10 protein-coding genes are annotated in these 17,149 nt (G+C 37.7%); all 10 read right to left on the reverse strand.

Annotated features, from left to right (window positions below):
* Positions 1-52: 52 nt before the first annotated feature.
* Positions 53-3,949: a DUF2194 domain-containing protein gene (locus AWW67_RS04315; protein ID WP_141655375.1), complete on the reverse strand. Its 3,897-nt coding sequence runs from the start codon at positions 3,947-3,949 to the stop codon at positions 53-55.
* 1 nt (position 3,950) lies between these two features.
* On the reverse strand, positions 3,951-5,924 hold the full coding sequence (locus tag AWW67_RS04320) for a hypothetical protein (protein WP_062300455.1): 1,974 nt from the start codon (positions 5,922-5,924) through the stop codon (positions 3,951-3,953).
* Between the two features lie 11 nt (positions 5,925-5,935).
* The gene (locus tag AWW67_RS04325) at positions 5,936-6,742 is read right to left on the reverse strand and encodes a glycoside hydrolase family 191 protein (protein WP_062300456.1); all 807 of its coding nucleotides are present in this window, start codon (positions 6,740-6,742) and stop codon (positions 5,936-5,938) included.
* Positions 6,729-8,339, reverse strand: coding sequence for a hypothetical protein (locus AWW67_RS04330; RefSeq protein ID WP_071387049.1), 1,611 nt, complete (start codon positions 8,337-8,339; stop codon positions 6,729-6,731). Before AWW67_RS04330 ends, AWW67_RS04325 begins: the two co-directional genes overlap by 14 nt.
* A gap of 14 nt (positions 8,340-8,353) precedes the next feature.
* The gene (gene pelF, locus AWW67_RS04335) at positions 8,354-9,850 is read right to left on the reverse strand and encodes a GT4 family glycosyltransferase PelF (RefSeq protein ID WP_053222849.1); all 1,497 of its coding nucleotides are present in this window, start codon (positions 9,848-9,850) and stop codon (positions 8,354-8,356) included.
* A gap of 210 nt (positions 9,851-10,060) precedes the next feature.
* Positions 10,061-13,507 (reverse strand): pyruvate carboxylase, encoded by a 3,447-nt coding sequence (locus AWW67_RS04340; protein WP_062300458.1) that lies wholly within the window; start codon positions 13,505-13,507, stop codon positions 10,061-10,063.
* A 125-nt stretch (positions 13,508-13,632) separates the two neighbouring features.
* On the reverse strand, positions 13,633-14,559 hold the full coding sequence (locus AWW67_RS04345; protein WP_062300459.1) for a glycosyltransferase family 2 protein: 927 nt from the start codon (positions 14,557-14,559) through the stop codon (positions 13,633-13,635).
* Positions 14,556-15,812, reverse strand: a complete 1,257-nt coding sequence (locus tag AWW67_RS04350; protein ID WP_141655376.1) for an MATE family efflux transporter — start codon at positions 15,810-15,812, stop codon at positions 14,556-14,558. Before AWW67_RS04350 ends, AWW67_RS04345 begins: the two co-directional genes overlap by 4 nt.
* 17 nt (positions 15,813-15,829) lie before the next feature.
* Positions 15,830-16,765, reverse strand: a complete 936-nt coding sequence (locus AWW67_RS04355; RefSeq protein ID WP_062300461.1) for a GNAT family N-acetyltransferase — start codon at positions 16,763-16,765, stop codon at positions 15,830-15,832.
* On the reverse strand, positions 16,762-17,148 hold the full coding sequence (locus AWW67_RS04360; RefSeq protein ID WP_053222854.1) for a sugar 3,4-ketoisomerase: 387 nt from the start codon (positions 17,146-17,148) through the stop codon (positions 16,762-16,764). Before AWW67_RS04360 ends, AWW67_RS04355 begins: the two co-directional genes overlap by 4 nt.
* Between the last annotated feature and the right edge of the window lies 1 nt (position 17,149).

Here is a 17,149-nt window from a genome sequence, read left to right on the forward strand (position 1 = left end):
AACAAATAAAAGTGAACACTAGCCCTTAAAGGGTCACTGTGCCCTAGTTTGGTTAATAAGACCTAGGTTTGTAAGTGTATTTTCTTTTTCGATCTAAGAAATGCTTGATTCCAAGCTGAACTCCATTAGAATAATAGAGCGACTGATTAAATAGCTCAAATTGGGTGGTTACGTAGGTGAATTCCTTTATTGGAAATGATACATTACCCGTTACTCTCAAAAATCCATCGGTATAGCTATCAAAGAAATAACCTGCTTCTATCCTACTCTTTAACTTTCGCTCGTTTTCTCCGAATGTCCAAGCAATACCCCCACCACCGTAAAGCCTACTCTTGATAATCCAATAAGGGTTTCCGTTTTCTTGGCTCGTATTGGCAGCTGATACGAATAGTTCTGCAAAAGGTGAGAATCGGGATTTATTCGCTCTTTTTAAATTGGCAAACAGACGAGAGGTTAACGCGCCTTCCATGCCTCCGTTGGTATAATAGCTGCCCACCAAAGCAAAGCTCGATTGCCAAAACTTGGTAGAACCACGTTCATAGTAACCAATGATTTCAGACTTATAAATTTCTTTTGAGATACCCACACCTGTTTGTACAGGTGCAAAGTCTAAACTCAACGACTTAAATACATTTTCTTTTGACTGCGAAATACTAGCCTCCAACTCAACAAACATTTTATTGAAATTATCTCTCTGCAAGCCAGCCCCGGCACTAAACAATGGTTTTGATGGGTTATTGGCTGTTAGGTAGCGGTAACTTAATCCGTAAAGCTCGTGTGCTAAATTTTGTGGATCAACATCTGTTAACACCAAATCAGACACGCTTGCATGAGTTACAGAAAAGCTATGCTGCCTCCCCCTTTCTGTTCTTAGGTTGAAAGTAGCGCTGCTTTCCCAAACTGACTGATCGAAGTTATCTTCTACATAAGCTGTATTTACTTCAACAGAATTATTCTCATTATAACGAAGCTCTTTCGTTAGGGTATGGAGGGTTTCTGGGCTAAAAAGCTCAGGAGTCCTATCGATCAAAAATTTCTGAACATCGGCATCGAAGTAAATCACGTCTGGATTAAAGCGCTTTTCAATTTCATTTTTTTTCTCGCTTCCTTCAGGTAATTGGCTGGCTATAAGAGCTGATCTTTCGTATTCCCCTATATCATACCAAGCAGAACTCACAAATGCTTTAGCCTCTTGATCTTCTGGATGATCAACAATATATTCATTATAAACGCTTTCCATTTTATTGTAAGCTTCGAGTTCAATCCACCATTGAAGCACCGTGTTTATTGGAATTTCATCTGTGAAATCAGACCATAATAATGCTTCCTGAATTCTTCCCTCATCTGAAAATGTGTAAGTAATGGTAGTTGCCTTAGGCCAAAGCAACGGAAACTCTTCTGGGCTTTTGCCTATTAATTCTTCACTAAGATTTTCGAGTTCAAAATCTATAAGGAACTGAATATATCGCGCATAATTTTCAGGTGTAGGGTTGTTTTCGTTTAAGTGAGTGAGCAACTGCTTGATTTGCGACACATATTCGGTAGTGTAAAAGAAAGTGAAGTAATCTTTGATGGCAGATTCATCTTTCGCGTTGAAGAAAATTTTCCGATAAAGCCATCTTTCTGTTAACTCTTCATTCGGGAATGACTCTTTCTTCAAATAGAGGTTCAAATAATCTAAGGCTAGGGATTTCGACTGCTCTTGATATACCTCTTCCATAAAACTCCAAACATCCATTGGCTTTTCTTGATAGCCCGAATAGAGCACAAAATCAGTAAAAGTTAGCGAATCAACCGAGGCTTGCTTAAGAAGTTTATCTTCAAGGATTACTGTTGCTTGCTCTAACTGACTATTTTCGACAAACCATGCTACCGAATCTTCTGTGGTTGTTAATTGAGCCAGAACCTCCTCTGTAGTTTTTTCAGTTTCACCACTTTCAGCCATATAACCATTAACTATTGTAGCCCTTTCTGATAAGTAGCTACTGTAGTCTTCATTAGCCATAGCCCTAGCTTCAGACAAATCAAATAAAGGTGCCTCTTTCCATTTTACATTGTTAAATAAAAGTTGAGGTTTTGATGTTTTAAGAGTAAATAGCGTACCACCGAAAAAAGCTGTTTTTGTATATGTTTCCACTACTTTAGAAAAACCCTTTTCCATAGCCTCTGCGTTTTCTTCTGTTGCAAAAACAAACCAATAAAACTCTTTATCATTCCATTTATTCGAACTGCTTTTTCTCACCGAATAAAAGTCTCCGCTTTCACTGTATTCATAGGTAGAATTTCTCCAGTTTCTCGTTATTCTTCCACCTTCTGTTACTGTTAAGAATCTGGTGGTGGGATGTATTGTTCTCACTTTATCAAGGTATGACACCCATCTAGTATACATCCCTTCCTTATTATCAGAAGTTCTGTACCAGTTCAATCCTTCTCCATTTCTGTATTCAAATTCACCGGCTGAGTTATTGGTTTCGGTAGGCAACTGAAAAATATCATCAGGGTGTATAAAATGTGTCCAAATTCCGGTGTATAAATAAAGTGACTGATGAAAATACTCCTTTCTATTATTGAAAGTATAACCGCTTGTGATTCTAGGAAAATCAAAAAGATTTGGCTCATACGGATCTGGGTCAAAATCTCTTCCTCCACCTTCCACAATGTCGCCTTCATAAGTAGTACTCATAAACTCAATCTCAGGCATGGCTCTTTTTAAATGCACCAAGCCAATGCTATCAATATAATTTGATGGTGCTACATAGCTTGTAGGATATTCTCCAAGCCGATCTACAGTCCATTTTTTTCTAGCCGCCTTAAATGCCGATTCTATGCTTTCTGGATTTTCCCAAACCTCTTTCAATAAAGACTCATGGTTATACCCGTGAATTGCTAATTCAAAGCCATTTCGAAGAACCTCTCTGCTCATCCACACCGAAGTACTCAACCGCTTCCCCTTTCTTTCCGTTTTTTGAATATCCCACTGATCGAAAAGAAAAGGTGAGTTCTTTATTACATTATAGTTGAAAATTGGGTAAGCTGAATATTTGATTCCAAACCTCTTTGACAGCTTAAGCATATCAGGCCACCAAACATCAGTCACAAATTCTGCTTGGGTAATATCAAATTCCGACTTGATGGGCTCAGACTTAATGTTATAGGTAGGTGTGGGGAAATCATCAATAAAAATAGTACTCACGTTTACCACTGGATAAGGTGTTCCTTCTAACCCACTCAAAATAGCCGCAAACAAAAGCCCTCTATCAGACCTTTCTAATTTGATAGTTGTATTAAAGTTTATTACCCTACCGTTGCCAATAAAATTTTCAAAAATAACAGGGAATTCCTCGTCATTGACAGCTGTAGCCAACACATTAATATTCGGCTTAAAATTTTCTTTAGCTAAAGCAGTATGCTCCTTGTTAACATATAGGCTAGCACTATCTAAACCAGGTAATACATTTTTTATAAACCTAAAACCTTTAGCTCCTAAATCATACGCAAAGGTGGCATCCTCTTTAATTCCTGACAGATAACCCATACGCTGATCTTCGTTAACACTTGAGAAAATAAGCGTACCACCTTCCCCTACAAAGCCTACTAAGTAGTCTATTGCTTGTTCTTTTAACTCTACCGCAGCTGTACCATCTATTATAATTACTCTAGGTGTAGATTTAAAAATAGGAGAATCATTAAACTTTTTTAGCGGTAGCTCTTTATATGGAATTTTAGTATAATCCATGATTTTACCAATATGGCCTGAGTATGAATCACTCAGTTCACTTCCAGCAAAATGAATATACACCACCAAAGGCTCCTCTAGCGCTTCAAAAGCAACTGATTTTTGATTTGTTCCACTTTTGGCTTCATCTGAATTACCACAACTCGCCAAGGCTACTATTAAAAATAGAGCCCAGAGAATAATTGGTTGATATGTGATTCTGTAGCAATTCAAACTATAACAATTCTTTAATTCTCGCTTCTCCTGGATTATTTACAATTTCGAAAACGGTAAGGCCATCACTTTTAAAAAACTCTTTTACTGTTCTGCCTTCACTTTTAAGTTTCTCAATTCGACCAATCACATTATCAGTCAAGTTTAGATACAATGCAAGTCGATTAAACCCTTCTTCGCTGGTTGTATTAAAAACAAATACCAACAGGCTATTTGGAATAATATACTGAGTGTTTGCTCTTAAAAACTCTTTATCTTCTTTATTAGCAAAGTAAACGGAGTCTCGAACAGCGTATTCACCAAGAAAATCCCTGTAGTTAATAAAATTATGAGAGTTAGTGCTGAGCGGTTGGAATGTTCCGCTATTTACCACTGCATAGGAATAAGGCAGAAAGCTAGCTGAGATTTCTTGATAAGCCGCAATTACATTTTTTGATAAGCGCGAGGTAGGTTCTTCTTTACCAAAAAGGTTTTTCTGACCATAAAATGCTCCCGTAGCAAATAGTATAAAAATGAGCACCACAGCAATTGCTTCAGGCATATATACTTTTTTCACTTTGGTTACGAATAGGTACATGCCCAAATAAATGGCTACACCTAAAATAATGGAGATAAATACGGGCAAAACTTCATTAAAAAGGTCGATATCAAAATATCGGAAGTCTAAAAAACTAATACCAATTAATACATTCACATAGATTACAAAAGCAATCAAACTTGCCCATTTATCTTTTTTACTCTTCATCATAAAAAACATTACTATAACAGATACCAGTGAAACAATCTGAACAATAGTAATTAACTCAGTATATGGAAGGATCATATTACTGGTATAAGTTGAGGATGTAACCGACAGCAAGTTTGAAACAATGAATTGAAAGAAATCTACGCCTTCATAATAAAAATGCAGGGCATAAACACCTAACACCAGCCCCGTTGCTAACGAATATGCTTTTAATGCACGAAAATAAAAGCGTCTATAATTTTTACTGGTAAAGAAAGAAGCAACCAAAATAAACGGTGGAATTAAAACTATTAGCGAGTAAACATCTATTAAGGCGATGGCCGTGAAAATGACAAATATTTTGGAAGTGTAGGTTCGTGAAGACCTTGCATAAAGTAACCATGGCTTATAAATATATACCATAGCCGGAAGCACCAACGTAAGCGCCATTAAGGTTTCTTTACCGTGGGTAATTTGCGAAAGATTAATGGGCACAAGATTAAAGAAAAAGGCAAAACTCAGGGTAGCCATCAGTGGAACGGTAACCTTAGAGCCCGTCATTATATTCATAAACCAGAATATGATAAAGCTCAGAATAAAAGCTTGAAGAATACCGAATGATTCAAGGGTGATTTCTGGACTTATCCCTGTCATTTTTTCGTAAAAAGTCATCAGAGCGTGTTGGCCGACAACCCCTGCATCATTACTTAACCATTTTTGTTGCGAAATTCCCTTAAGTATTGCCAGTTCACTAAACCATGATTCCGAGAGTTGGTAATTATCATACTTGAATAAGTAAAACCTTACCGCCATAGCCACAAAACCTGTTAGTGCCATTATCACAAACCCAAAATTGACTGATAGTCTTTTTGTAGGTTTCTCTTCAACAATATCAATTAATGGTTCTTTATCTTCTACTTTTTCAATTACATCCAACAAAATCATTTTCCTTTGACGCCTAAATCGAGCCGAATCGGAAAGCACATTTTGAATACCTACTAATCGAACTCCAAAAAAGATAACCATGATGAAGAGGCAGGTCATTAGGTCATAACTATTGATTTGAACCAATAGAAAAATCCCAACAACAATAACACTGGCAAAAAAAGACCACATTCCTGCCATAGAGTTGATTTGATTCTTAGAACCTTTTCCTTTGAAAAAAAGGCGTTTCATTACATATAGGAACAGAATCCAGAGAAAGAGCCTAATGAGGCCAATAAATATGGAGTCGGTATATGGAATATTCATTTCCTTAATTCCTATTTAAAATTTGGAATGGTTTGTAAGCCAATCTGACCAATAAAATAATCCCACTTTAATGGAGCTATTTGTTGTTTAACCTTCTGATATAGTTTTCTACTATCGGCATACTCGATAAGTATTACCGGCAATTGATATTTCTTTCTTATTTCCTGTAACTCCTCAACTCTTCTGTAGAATTCATGCCACTTGTGCATACCATACTCCGATTTGTCGAAGGAATAGTTCGTTGCTACCGATTCTATAGCGACTGTACTAATATACTTGGCCGACTTTGGAATTAAGGAAAGTCCAGCGTTCTGCATTAAATGAAAATCAGGGTATTTATCCTTCATCATTTTTAAGAGATTTACCAGACCATCTCCCATATTGGGATATGGCCCCCATTCTGCAAAAGTATCTACCGTATCTAGAAATAGTCCGTCAAAGCCCTTTTTAGCCATTTTATCAACAAAGCTTAGCAGTACTTTCTGGGTATTTTCATCCCGTAAGTTCAGATAATAACTCTCCCAAATCTTGTTCTTACCAAGAGTGCTTTCTTTCAGTTGGTTATAGTAAAAACGGCTTTTGCTTACTTCACCTACACTTATATAGCCCAATACATTTTCGTTATTTTCCTTGATTAACTTAATATCAAATGCGGTATAGTGTTCTGATTCTAGAATTACATATTTATACCCTTGAATTTGATCAGGATTGATTTTACCATAACAAATAAGCACAGAACTGGGCTGTACTTTTTGGGCGAAAAGCCCCGAAAACGAAAACAAGGCCATAAGAAGCGATAGAGTTTTAATAAGCCGCATAATAGTAGTAGTCAAGGTTTTTGAAAAACTCCGTTACCGACTTCAAGGTCAAGAGCATGAAGGTGGTTGAACCTACCAACATTCCTACAACACTATATTCATATGAAACCAACCTGCTCAGGAAAAGCCCTACAACCAAGTTGACTACGGAGGCAACCATAATGGCTTTTAATGGCTTAGTAGGCTTATTTAGCGTAAACAAATACAAAGAGTTAAGCATACCCCAAGCCAGTAGAATATAACCTAAACCTCCCAAAATACTCACTTTTATACTTATTGGGCTGAGGGTTTCATTAAAGGCTCTTTCATAACCAAACCAGACCCAAATAACGGTGTATAACAAGGCAATCATTACCACACCGGTAATCAGAAGTATTTGAACATGTTCCCAATATGTTTTCAATGATTTACGATTAAACACCTGCGGCTGATTGTAAGGAATCTGTTTTTGCAACAAATCGCTTAACGTACTAAAGGAGGCGATACTAAATTCTAGAACCCCAACCAACAGGAAGAATATTAGAATTGCGATATCCATGCCAACCTCATAATTCTTTTCATAATATACAGCATATGGCAACAAGCCGTCTGCTGAGGTAGACCACGCTAGAATTCGATCAATGAAAATGAACACGAAAAAAAGTAAACCATAAAAAAAGTAGCGGTAATTGCGGTAAATCATTACAGCTGCTTTTGAAGTAGCTCTACTCACATTTCGGGTGGCTTTCATCTTCTTATTGAAGAAATAGTTTAAGTAAATTACCATTAAAATAATGGCTACCCAAATGCCTATCCAATGGGTAAAGTAAGTATCTATATTAGTAAATAGCTTCAAGCTCAGCGCCAATCCGGTAGCCACAACAAAGGCAACTGTAATCATCCAGCGTTGTTTCAAAGGGTGAAAAACAGCAGAAATAAGTAACAAAATCCCGATTGAAAAGGAATAGATATAAACGATGTAGAGAAAACGATATGGATAAATATTTGCAAAGAAATTAACCACCAATAGCAGCACACTCAGCACCGACATGAACAATAATCCATCTTTAATTACTTTAATGGTGCTTTTTCTGGCCATCACAAAATCATTGTTATACCAGTAATGTGATATTTGCCGACCAATGACCTGGACAAAACCACCTGTTCCTACAAGGCCAAAAATAACCCCAAGCACTACGGCTGTTGATTGAAGCTGATTAAAGCCAACATACGTCCAAAGTGAATACCCAAAAAGAATAATGGTTAGAATTTGAATAAAAACTGGAAGCCCATGAAAAAGCCCTAACGGATAGTAATAAAAGAAATACTTTGTTTTGATTCGGAGATAATCGGAGGCAGAAGTTACTTCACTTTTAAACTGATCATTCACTTTTAATTTACTTGGGTGAGTAGCTATAAAATCGGCACTCGTAATTTGGCTAAAGACCATTCTAGCCAACTCTTGCAAGTCGTCTACGCCATAATCTGTTTTAGCATCCACGGCTCTAATACTCATGGATTCGAGCATAGCACGCACAACGTTTACATTGACAGGCTTACCTACCTTATCGTAAACATCTAAACCTAGCCGCTCTATTTTACTCTCAAAATCCATCATCAAATCACCTTCGATTATTTATTTAAACTTTGCGCATACACAGACTCATAAATATTTTCATAAGATTTAATAAAAATATCGAGAGTGAAATTATCGATCACACGCTGACGGGCCTTTTTACCCATTTCCATTCTCAGTTCATTATTGGTAAGCAATTCAACTACCTTACTTCCTATTGCCTCTGGGTCTCTGGGTTTGCATACAAATCCAGTACCTTCCTCAATCGCCTCACTTACTCCTCCAACATCGGTAGCTACAACCGGTATGCCACAACTCATCGATTCTAAAACTGTAAACGGAAAGCCTTCTGAAATAGAAGTAAGAATTGAGATATCGCCTTCACTAAAAATCAGATGAGGTTGGCTATGAAAACCCTTTAAAAAGAAGTTATTTCCCAAATTCAGTTCCTCGATCAAAGCCTCACACTCTGCTGTATATTCAGGCACCGCATTTTTATCTCCATAAACCAAATACTGAACATTTGGTATCTTCTTCATTACTACCGCGCATGACCGGATCATGGTAAGTACATCTTTTAATTCAAAGATTCTAGCTACCGCAACCACGGTAGGAATGCCCTTTAAATGTTCAGGCTTTTCTCTAGGCACAAACCTTTCATGATCTACCCCATTGTAAGTGATTTCAACTTTATCTCTATCTGCTCCATACATTAGCTCCCAAGTAATATTGAATTTATTTACGGAGAGAATTTTATCGGCCTTGTAATAAGAAAGTCGGGTAATACATTCTGTTAGTTTTATCAGAAATACCTTTATGAAATATGAATAGTCTGAACGATTAATGTAAAGTAAGCGCTCTCTTACGTACACCCCATGTTCTGTAATCATGAGTGGAGTACCGTATCTATATTTTAAAACCAGAGCTGGTATTAAAGGGAAACCAGAAAGCGTAATGTGTGATACATCCACTTTTTCAATGGCTATGGAAAAAGGAATCAAAAACCTATACAACCAACGTAAACCAACAGTTAAATCAAAAAGTGTAGCTTCTACTCCCCCAGCCTCTGTTTCTTGAATGGCTTCTTCCTGAAAAACGCGCCATACTTCTTCGCTTTTCATTGTCTCCTTATAATCGTAATCCTTAAAGTATTCCCACATACTTCGGAACACAAAATCAAGCGCTTCCATGTTTTCAGAATCACTATAAAGAAGGTCTAGGAATTTTTTAAAAATGGGAACAAAGTGCTTTTGAATAACTTCTGGTGAAGTATTTTCTTTTTTACTCACCACTTTATAATATTCCCTACTAAAGCTAACATAGTCTTGAGGTTCGTCTGGAGCCCATAGAGGAACTTGTATCACTTTTTTTACATTCTCACTTAATTCAAAAATTGGCTCCTTTTCAAAACCCGCATTAATTGAATATAAAGTAAAATCTACATTCGTTACTCTATCACAAAGCATATGACTCCAAGTAGAAATACCTCCACCATAGAATGGATATGTACCCTCAGAAATCAATAAAACTTTTATCTTCTTTTTTTTATCCAACGTTGTGCAGGTTTTAAACTTACGCAATCAAGTAAGTTTTCGTCAAAATTCTTGAATGAATCGGTGATTTAACAGCAATTACAGACCAATCACACTTTTCTGGAGGTAAAGCGCACTTTCCTCTTCTGTAAATCAGGTACTAAAACACAGTTCTGTTTTGGGCATGGAGAGGCCCTATGCTTAAATAAGGCCTATTCTACTCTAATATAATTACTCCATTTCTATCACCAAATCTTCTTGGTCAATCATTTCTCCAGCTTGTAAATGAACCCTCTTTACTTTACCTGCTTTTGGAGCAGAAACCGTTGTTTCCATTTTCATTGCTTCAATCACGAATAAGCCTGTATTGGCTTTAACTTCCTGACCTTCTTTTACTTTGATTTCTGCCAATCGGCCTTGCAAAGGTGATCCAATCTCATTTTCGGCCTCTGCCTTACGATGAACTGCTTTGGTTACTTTTACATTCTGATCTTTTACTTCAATGACTCTGGTTTGACCATTCAGATCGAAATATACTTTTCTTATGGCATCTTCGTCTGGTTCTGATTTATGCAGCATTTTGACAATGATGTGCTTGCCTTTACCAATTTGAACAAACACTTCTTCGTTCTCTTTTAAACCATAGAAAAAGGCTTTTGTTGGAAGGTGTCGTACTTCTCCGTAAGTCTGCCAGTGCTCATAGAAATCTCTGAACACTTTTGGATAAAGTTTATAAGACAGAAAGTCTAATTCATCACAATATTCATCAAAGTCGATTTGAAACTGCTTAAACTCTTTATCGAAATCCACTGGCTCTAAATGAGCATTTGGCCGATCGGTATATGCCGTTTTTCCTTTGAGAATAATTTTTGAAAGCTCTTGAGGAAAACCTCCAGGGGTTTGCCCTAAATCTCCTCTAAACAAACTCACCACCGATTCTGGAAATGAAAGAGACTCTCCACGAGTCATTATATCTTCGACTGTTAGGTTATTCGAAGTCATATAAATGGCCATATCGCCCACCACTTTCGATGATGGAGTTACTTTAACTATATCTCCAAATAACTTATTGACGATTGCGTAATTCCTTTTTACTTCTTCAAACTTATGCTCTAAACCTAAGGCTGTTGCTTGCGGGCGTAAATTAGAATATTGCCCACCTGGAATTTCATGGTCATATACTTCTGCCGTGCCTGCTTTTAAGCCACTTTCAAACGGATAATAGTATTCACGAACGTCTTCCCAATAATTAGAATACTCATTCAGTTTTGATAAGTTGATTTTTGGATCTCTTTCATGACCTTCTAAACAAGCTACTATTGAGTTGAAATTAGGTTGTGAAGTAAGACCCGACATTGATGCAATGGCCACATCAACAATATCGACCCCGGCCTCAATGGCGTGGAAATAAGTTGTGGCTTGCATTGAGGAAGTATCGTGGGTATGCAAATGAATTGGCATTTCCACCGACTCCTTTAAGGCTGTGATCAATTTGGTAGCGGCTCTAGGTTTTAATAAACCTGCCATATCCTTTATACAAAGTATGTGAGCACCTTCATCTTCCAAAGCCTTGGCCATGTCGATGTAATACTGAAGATTGTATTTTGAGTTTGCATCGAGCACATCGCCTGTATAACAAATACAAGCCTCTGCTACGGAATTGGTTCTTTCCCGAACCGTTTTGATGCTCACTTTCATGTTTTCAATCCAGTTCAGCGAATCAAAAATTCTGAAAACGTCCATACCATGCTCTGCTGTTTTTTCCACAAATCGCTCGATCAAGTTATCTGGATAAGCCGTGTAACCAACTCCGTTAGAGCCTCTCAACAACATTTGAGTTAAGGTATTGGGCGCAGCTTCGCGAATAAGTTTTAGTCTGTCCCATGGATTTTCATTTAAGAAGCGCATGGACACATCGAAAGTGGCACCGCCCCACATTTCTAGAGAGAAAATTTCTGGGTGATTTTTCGTGAAACCATCGGTTACTTTAAGGATATCCAAAGTCCGCATTCGGGTGGCCAAAAGCGATTGATGAGCATCACGAAAAGTGGTGTCAGTAAACAAAATCTGTTTCTGATCTTTTACCCATTTCACCAAGCCATCTGGTCCGCCTTCCGTCAATATCTGTTTTGTGCCTCTAGGATGAGAAGCAAGTCTATCGCTGGCAGGTATTTTCGGCTCTCTAAAATGAACGTACGGATCGATTCGCTTTACATTTGGATTTCCATTTACTGCTACTTCACCCAAGTAATTTAGTAGACGCGTTGCGCGGTTCATAAACCGTGGCATTTCAAAAAGCTCAGGGTGAGATTCAATGAATTTTACTGTGGCTTCTCCATTATAAAAAGTAGGATGTTTCAGTACGTTTTCGAGAAAACCCTTATTGGTTTTCACTCCCCTTATTCTAAATTCTGAAAGAGCTCTCTGCAATCTTTGAGAAGCCCCTTTCAATGTTCTTCCCTTTGCTGAAATTTTCACCAACATAGAGTCGAAGAATGGTGATATGGTTACGCCTGCATAGCAGTTTCCTGCATCGAGCCTGATACCAAATCCACCAGCACTTCTATAAGCTATAATGGTTCCATAATCTGGTTTGAAGCCATTTTCAGGATCTTCAGTAGTTATTCTACACTGTATTGCAAAACCATTGCATTGTATATCTGCCTGATCCTTAATGAAAATTCTAGGGTCGGAAAGCGGGTAACCTTGGGCAATTTCGATTTGTGAACGAACAATATCGATTCCAGTAATTTCTTCTGTTATGGTATGCTCTACTTGAACTCGCGGGTTGACTTCAATAAAGTAAACATTCTCTTCAGCATCGACCAAAAACTCAACCGTACCAACATTGTTATAGTTTACCTCTTTTGTAATTCGAAGGGCGTACTCATACAATTTATCGCGAGTGGTTTGGCTTAAATTTATTGATGGTGCTACCTCCACTACCTTTTGATACCTTCTTTGTACCGAGCAATCTCGCTCATACAAATGCACCAAATGACCATAATTATCACCCATAATCTGCACTTCGATGTGCTTAGGATTATCAATGAATTTTTCAAGAAACATGGTGTCGTCTCCAAAAGCTTTTGAGGCTTCACTTTTGGCTTCATTGAATGCTTTTTCAAGATCAGCTTCTTGACGAACTACACGCATTCCCCGGCCTCCACCGCCTGCTGCGGCTTTCACCATTATAGGAAAACCAATTCTTTTAGCTTCTTTTAAAGCAACATCAAACGAATTTAGCGATTCCTGACTGTCTTCAATTAAAGGCACTTGGGCTTTACTGGCTACAATTTTCGCTTGCACCTTATCGCCAAGTTTTTCCATCACCTCTGGTTCAGGCCCAATAAAGATAATTCCTGCCTCTTTACATGCCCGTACAAAATGGACGTTTTCAGAAAGAAAGCCGTATCCCGGATGAATAGCGTCTACACCTTCGTTTTTAGCCAAAGTAATAATCTCTTGAATATCGAGATAAGGCTTTAAGGCCTCTTCATTTTCACCTATCTGATACGCTTCGTCTGCTTTGTATCTATGTAATGAGTAGCGATCTTCATAAGTATACATAGCAACCGTTCTGATTTTCAATTCAGAAGCAGCTCGTAAAACACGGATGGCAATTTCGCCACGATTGGCGACCAACAGTTTTTTGATTTTCTTGATTTTAGGCTCCATAAAGACAGGGGGTGTTCTTGAAAAGGTAAGATAACAGAATATGGGATAAACGGCTACGATTCGTCCCTTATGATTTTTAAAATCACAAGTTTTTTTTGAAAACACAGCCGATATTGGATGGCTCTTTAGAAGCGATTTCGGTTAAAACCCAACCGAATTGAAAAACCAATTAGCTGTAATTTAAAGGTGTTTCGACCTATTTTCTTTACCAAACTAATGTATTGATCAGCTAAAGCATAAACCTGATAACGAATGCATTGACGATGTTCATAGGACAGTCTAAGGTAGAGCGAATCTAACTCTGATTTGCTTTTACATAAGCTAAAAACCTTTCTACAAACGGTAAATACCGACTGCATCTGATCATTGTGCTGATGCTTATACCTCAATGCCGACATACTGCTTGTCAATTTGCGTTTCTGCATCAGAACCTCATCTATAAAAGTGTATTTATAGTAACGAGAAGAACGCACCCAAAAATCAAAATCTTCATAAGCCAAGCTTTCATCATAGCCCCCCATTCTATCGAAAACACTTTTGCGAATGACCATAGTAGGAGTGCAAATGAAGTAGCGCTTAAGCACCATTTCGAAAATATCGCCTTGAGGAATTTCAGAAATCAACTTCTTAGCTCGAAGCGTATCATTATGATTACCAATTATCTCTGACTTAGAATTTATGTAGTCCGCATTGCTAAAACAGACCCCGTATTCTTCAGCTAATGCTTCAAGTCGTTCGACACTTTTGCTTAAAAAATCAGGACGCATTACATCGTCTAAAGCAAAATCAACGATGTACTTCCCTTTTGCTAAAGCTAAGCCCTTATTAAAAATTGGAGTGTAGCCCTCATTTTCAATATTAGGGATAAAAACCACTTCTGGTTTACCTTGAATCATCTTTTCAATTTCTCCAACGCTAGTATCTGAGCTTCCATCGTCCAAAATAATGATTTCTATTTCAGTATAAATTTGGCCGAAAACCGAATTTAAAGCCTCACTTATATAAGGAGCATGATTATAGGAAATACATATTACCGAAACGAGTGGATTCATTTGAATAAGAATTTCCTATTAAACAGAATGAGGATAAGGAAGAAGCCAATGTAGCGCCATAAGTAAGCCAATGTAAGGGCTTCTAAATTAAACCGATCCATTAATAAATATACCAATGTGACATAAATGAGAGCTGAAAATAACTGCGCTACAATATATTTTACGGTTAGCACTCTGGCAGAAAGTAAATAAGCCAACAGGTAAGAAAGAATACAAAAGAAGTCGCCAATAGCCTGAAAACGCACCAAGTAGGCTGCTCTTTCAAAGCCTTTTGCAAAGAAGAGGTTTAATATAAATTCACGATTGAAGTAATAAATCCCCAAACAAATTACGGTTATGAAGCCTACGAAACCCATTACTTTCAGTACATAGCTCCTTAAGGCAACTTCATCATGAATAAGCGATGCCATTTTAGGATAATACACCACTCCTACCGTGCCGCTAAACACCAACAAATAACTACTCGACATTTTTGCTACGGACTGCCAAAGTCCGGTTCGATCCAAGCCATACAGTTCAATTACATAATCACGAACCATAAAGTCTAACAGTTTGCCAAGCACAATAGAGCTAATGGCCATTATAACGAACTGACTTATTTTCTTTAATGAAGCTCCATCGGGGGGGGCAATCCGTAGCTTAACCTTATTTCTATTTAGAGCAAAGTAAACCAACGAACAGAAAAACATAAGCCCATAGCCCACTACAAAACTAAGAAGTGCCTGGTCTAAATTACCTAAGCTTACCGCCCAGAGTACCACGACCACCAGAAGAATAATTCCCGAAATACTAACTAAGGCATAGCCCTTTACATCTCGAAATGAAAGAATGACCGAATTAAGTAAGCCAGTCATCAACATTAGAAAGATGGCCGGAAGGAAAATTACCAGAAACTGAACAATGCTATAAAACTCTACAAATCGACTAAAAAAGTAATCTCTTCGCCAAAAAAAGAGCAAACAGAAAATGACTATAAAAATCAGGTTAGTTACCCAAAAGCCTGTTTGCCAAAGTTTATGTTTACTCTGTTCACTGGCTTTAGGGTCCGACCAATGCTTCATTACTGCCCTATTGATTCCTTCAGAAGGAAGCAGGGTAAATAATGAAGTAAGGTTTTGAAAGTGAGAGAGTAGCGTGATGCCGTTAGTACCGAAGAAAACCGCAAAGAGTTTATTGATAGTGAGTCCTCCAATGGCGCGAAACACCACTGCGAGAAAAGACCATCGAGAACTTTTAAAGAATTGAGACGCCAACAGCAAAAGATTTAATGCTAAGATACGGCTTTCCGAAAACTGTAGCTCAAAAAGCTTTGGCCACCTAAATGCGACTTAAACTGTTTGAGCCCTTCGTTTACCTTACCGCTAAGGTAAGACGTACCTAAATCAAGGTAGTTTAATTCCTTTGCTCTGCAAAAATCGTAAAGTCCTTCCGTAAGCAAAACCACTGGACTTAACTGGTCATATTCAGGATGATGTGCTGGAGAGAAATTATAGAGGACTTTATCAGAAGCTAAAATGCCAATGGTAGCTGCTATAATTCGCTCACCATCTTTCACTACAAAGGGAATATAAGCTTCGGCATTTAATTTTTGTGCTAATTTCATCTGAGGCCAATCCATGGAGAATTCGTAACCCTTTTTCTGACGCTGGTTTTTCACGAAATCAAATACATCGGCCAATTTATGCTTTGGAAGCCTACTGAACACAAAACCTGCCTCTTTGCATTTCTTCAATTTGCGAACTTCCATAGAAGCTAAGCCCGCTTCAAAGGCTTGATTAGTAATATGTATCGCCTGATATTCCAATTGTTCGACTAAGTCAAAACCCGCATGAACTAAGTTTTCCTTCAAAAACTGGGGATTATTGAAATAACAATAGGGTGCCAATTTCATTTGGATGGAATTCACACCTTGTTCTTTGAGTTTTCTCAGAACTTCAAAAATAAAGAAGGTGATTTCTGTGCTGGTCAAATCATGAGCTAAAGTAAAACCTCCAAAAGGAGCTCGATAAGGACTAAATGCGGTTCCTTCTTCCAAAGAAAAACCAATATGACCTACTCCAACCTTGGTCGTATGATCAAATAAATAGAAATGGATTTGCGGCAATTGGTTATTGCCAATAAGAAAATTAGGTTGTGTATAAAGCAGTTCAGAAAAAGCCCTTTTGGTGTTTTCTGGTAAAGCTTCAGTCACTTTCAGGTTTCTCATTTGAACTCAGAGCGTTTTCTTATGTAATCATTCTCATCAAACTCATCGGAGGCGAGACCAATCATAATGGTATCTTTTCTAAAAATCATTCGCCCCCACCACATGGGCGGAATATAAAGCGCTTTATCTGCCTTATCTAAAGTACAATTGAATAAATCACCTTTTTTGGATTCTAACAAAACCTCAACTTTACCCTTGATAGCAACAATAACCTGCTCACCAGTTTTATGAGCATGGTCACCCCTTACTTGCTGTTCTGGCAAATCGTAGAGCCAATACACACGTTTTATTTCAAAAGGAATGCTTTTCAATTCCTCTAAATAAGTCAGGTTCCCCCTCAAATCGGGTTTCGAATCGAATGTATAGACTTCAGGTTTTTTCACG

This window comes from Roseivirga seohaensis, assembly GCF_001592945.1.
Lineage (GTDB): Bacteria > Bacteroidota > Bacteroidia > Cytophagales > Cyclobacteriaceae > Roseivirga > Roseivirga seohaensis.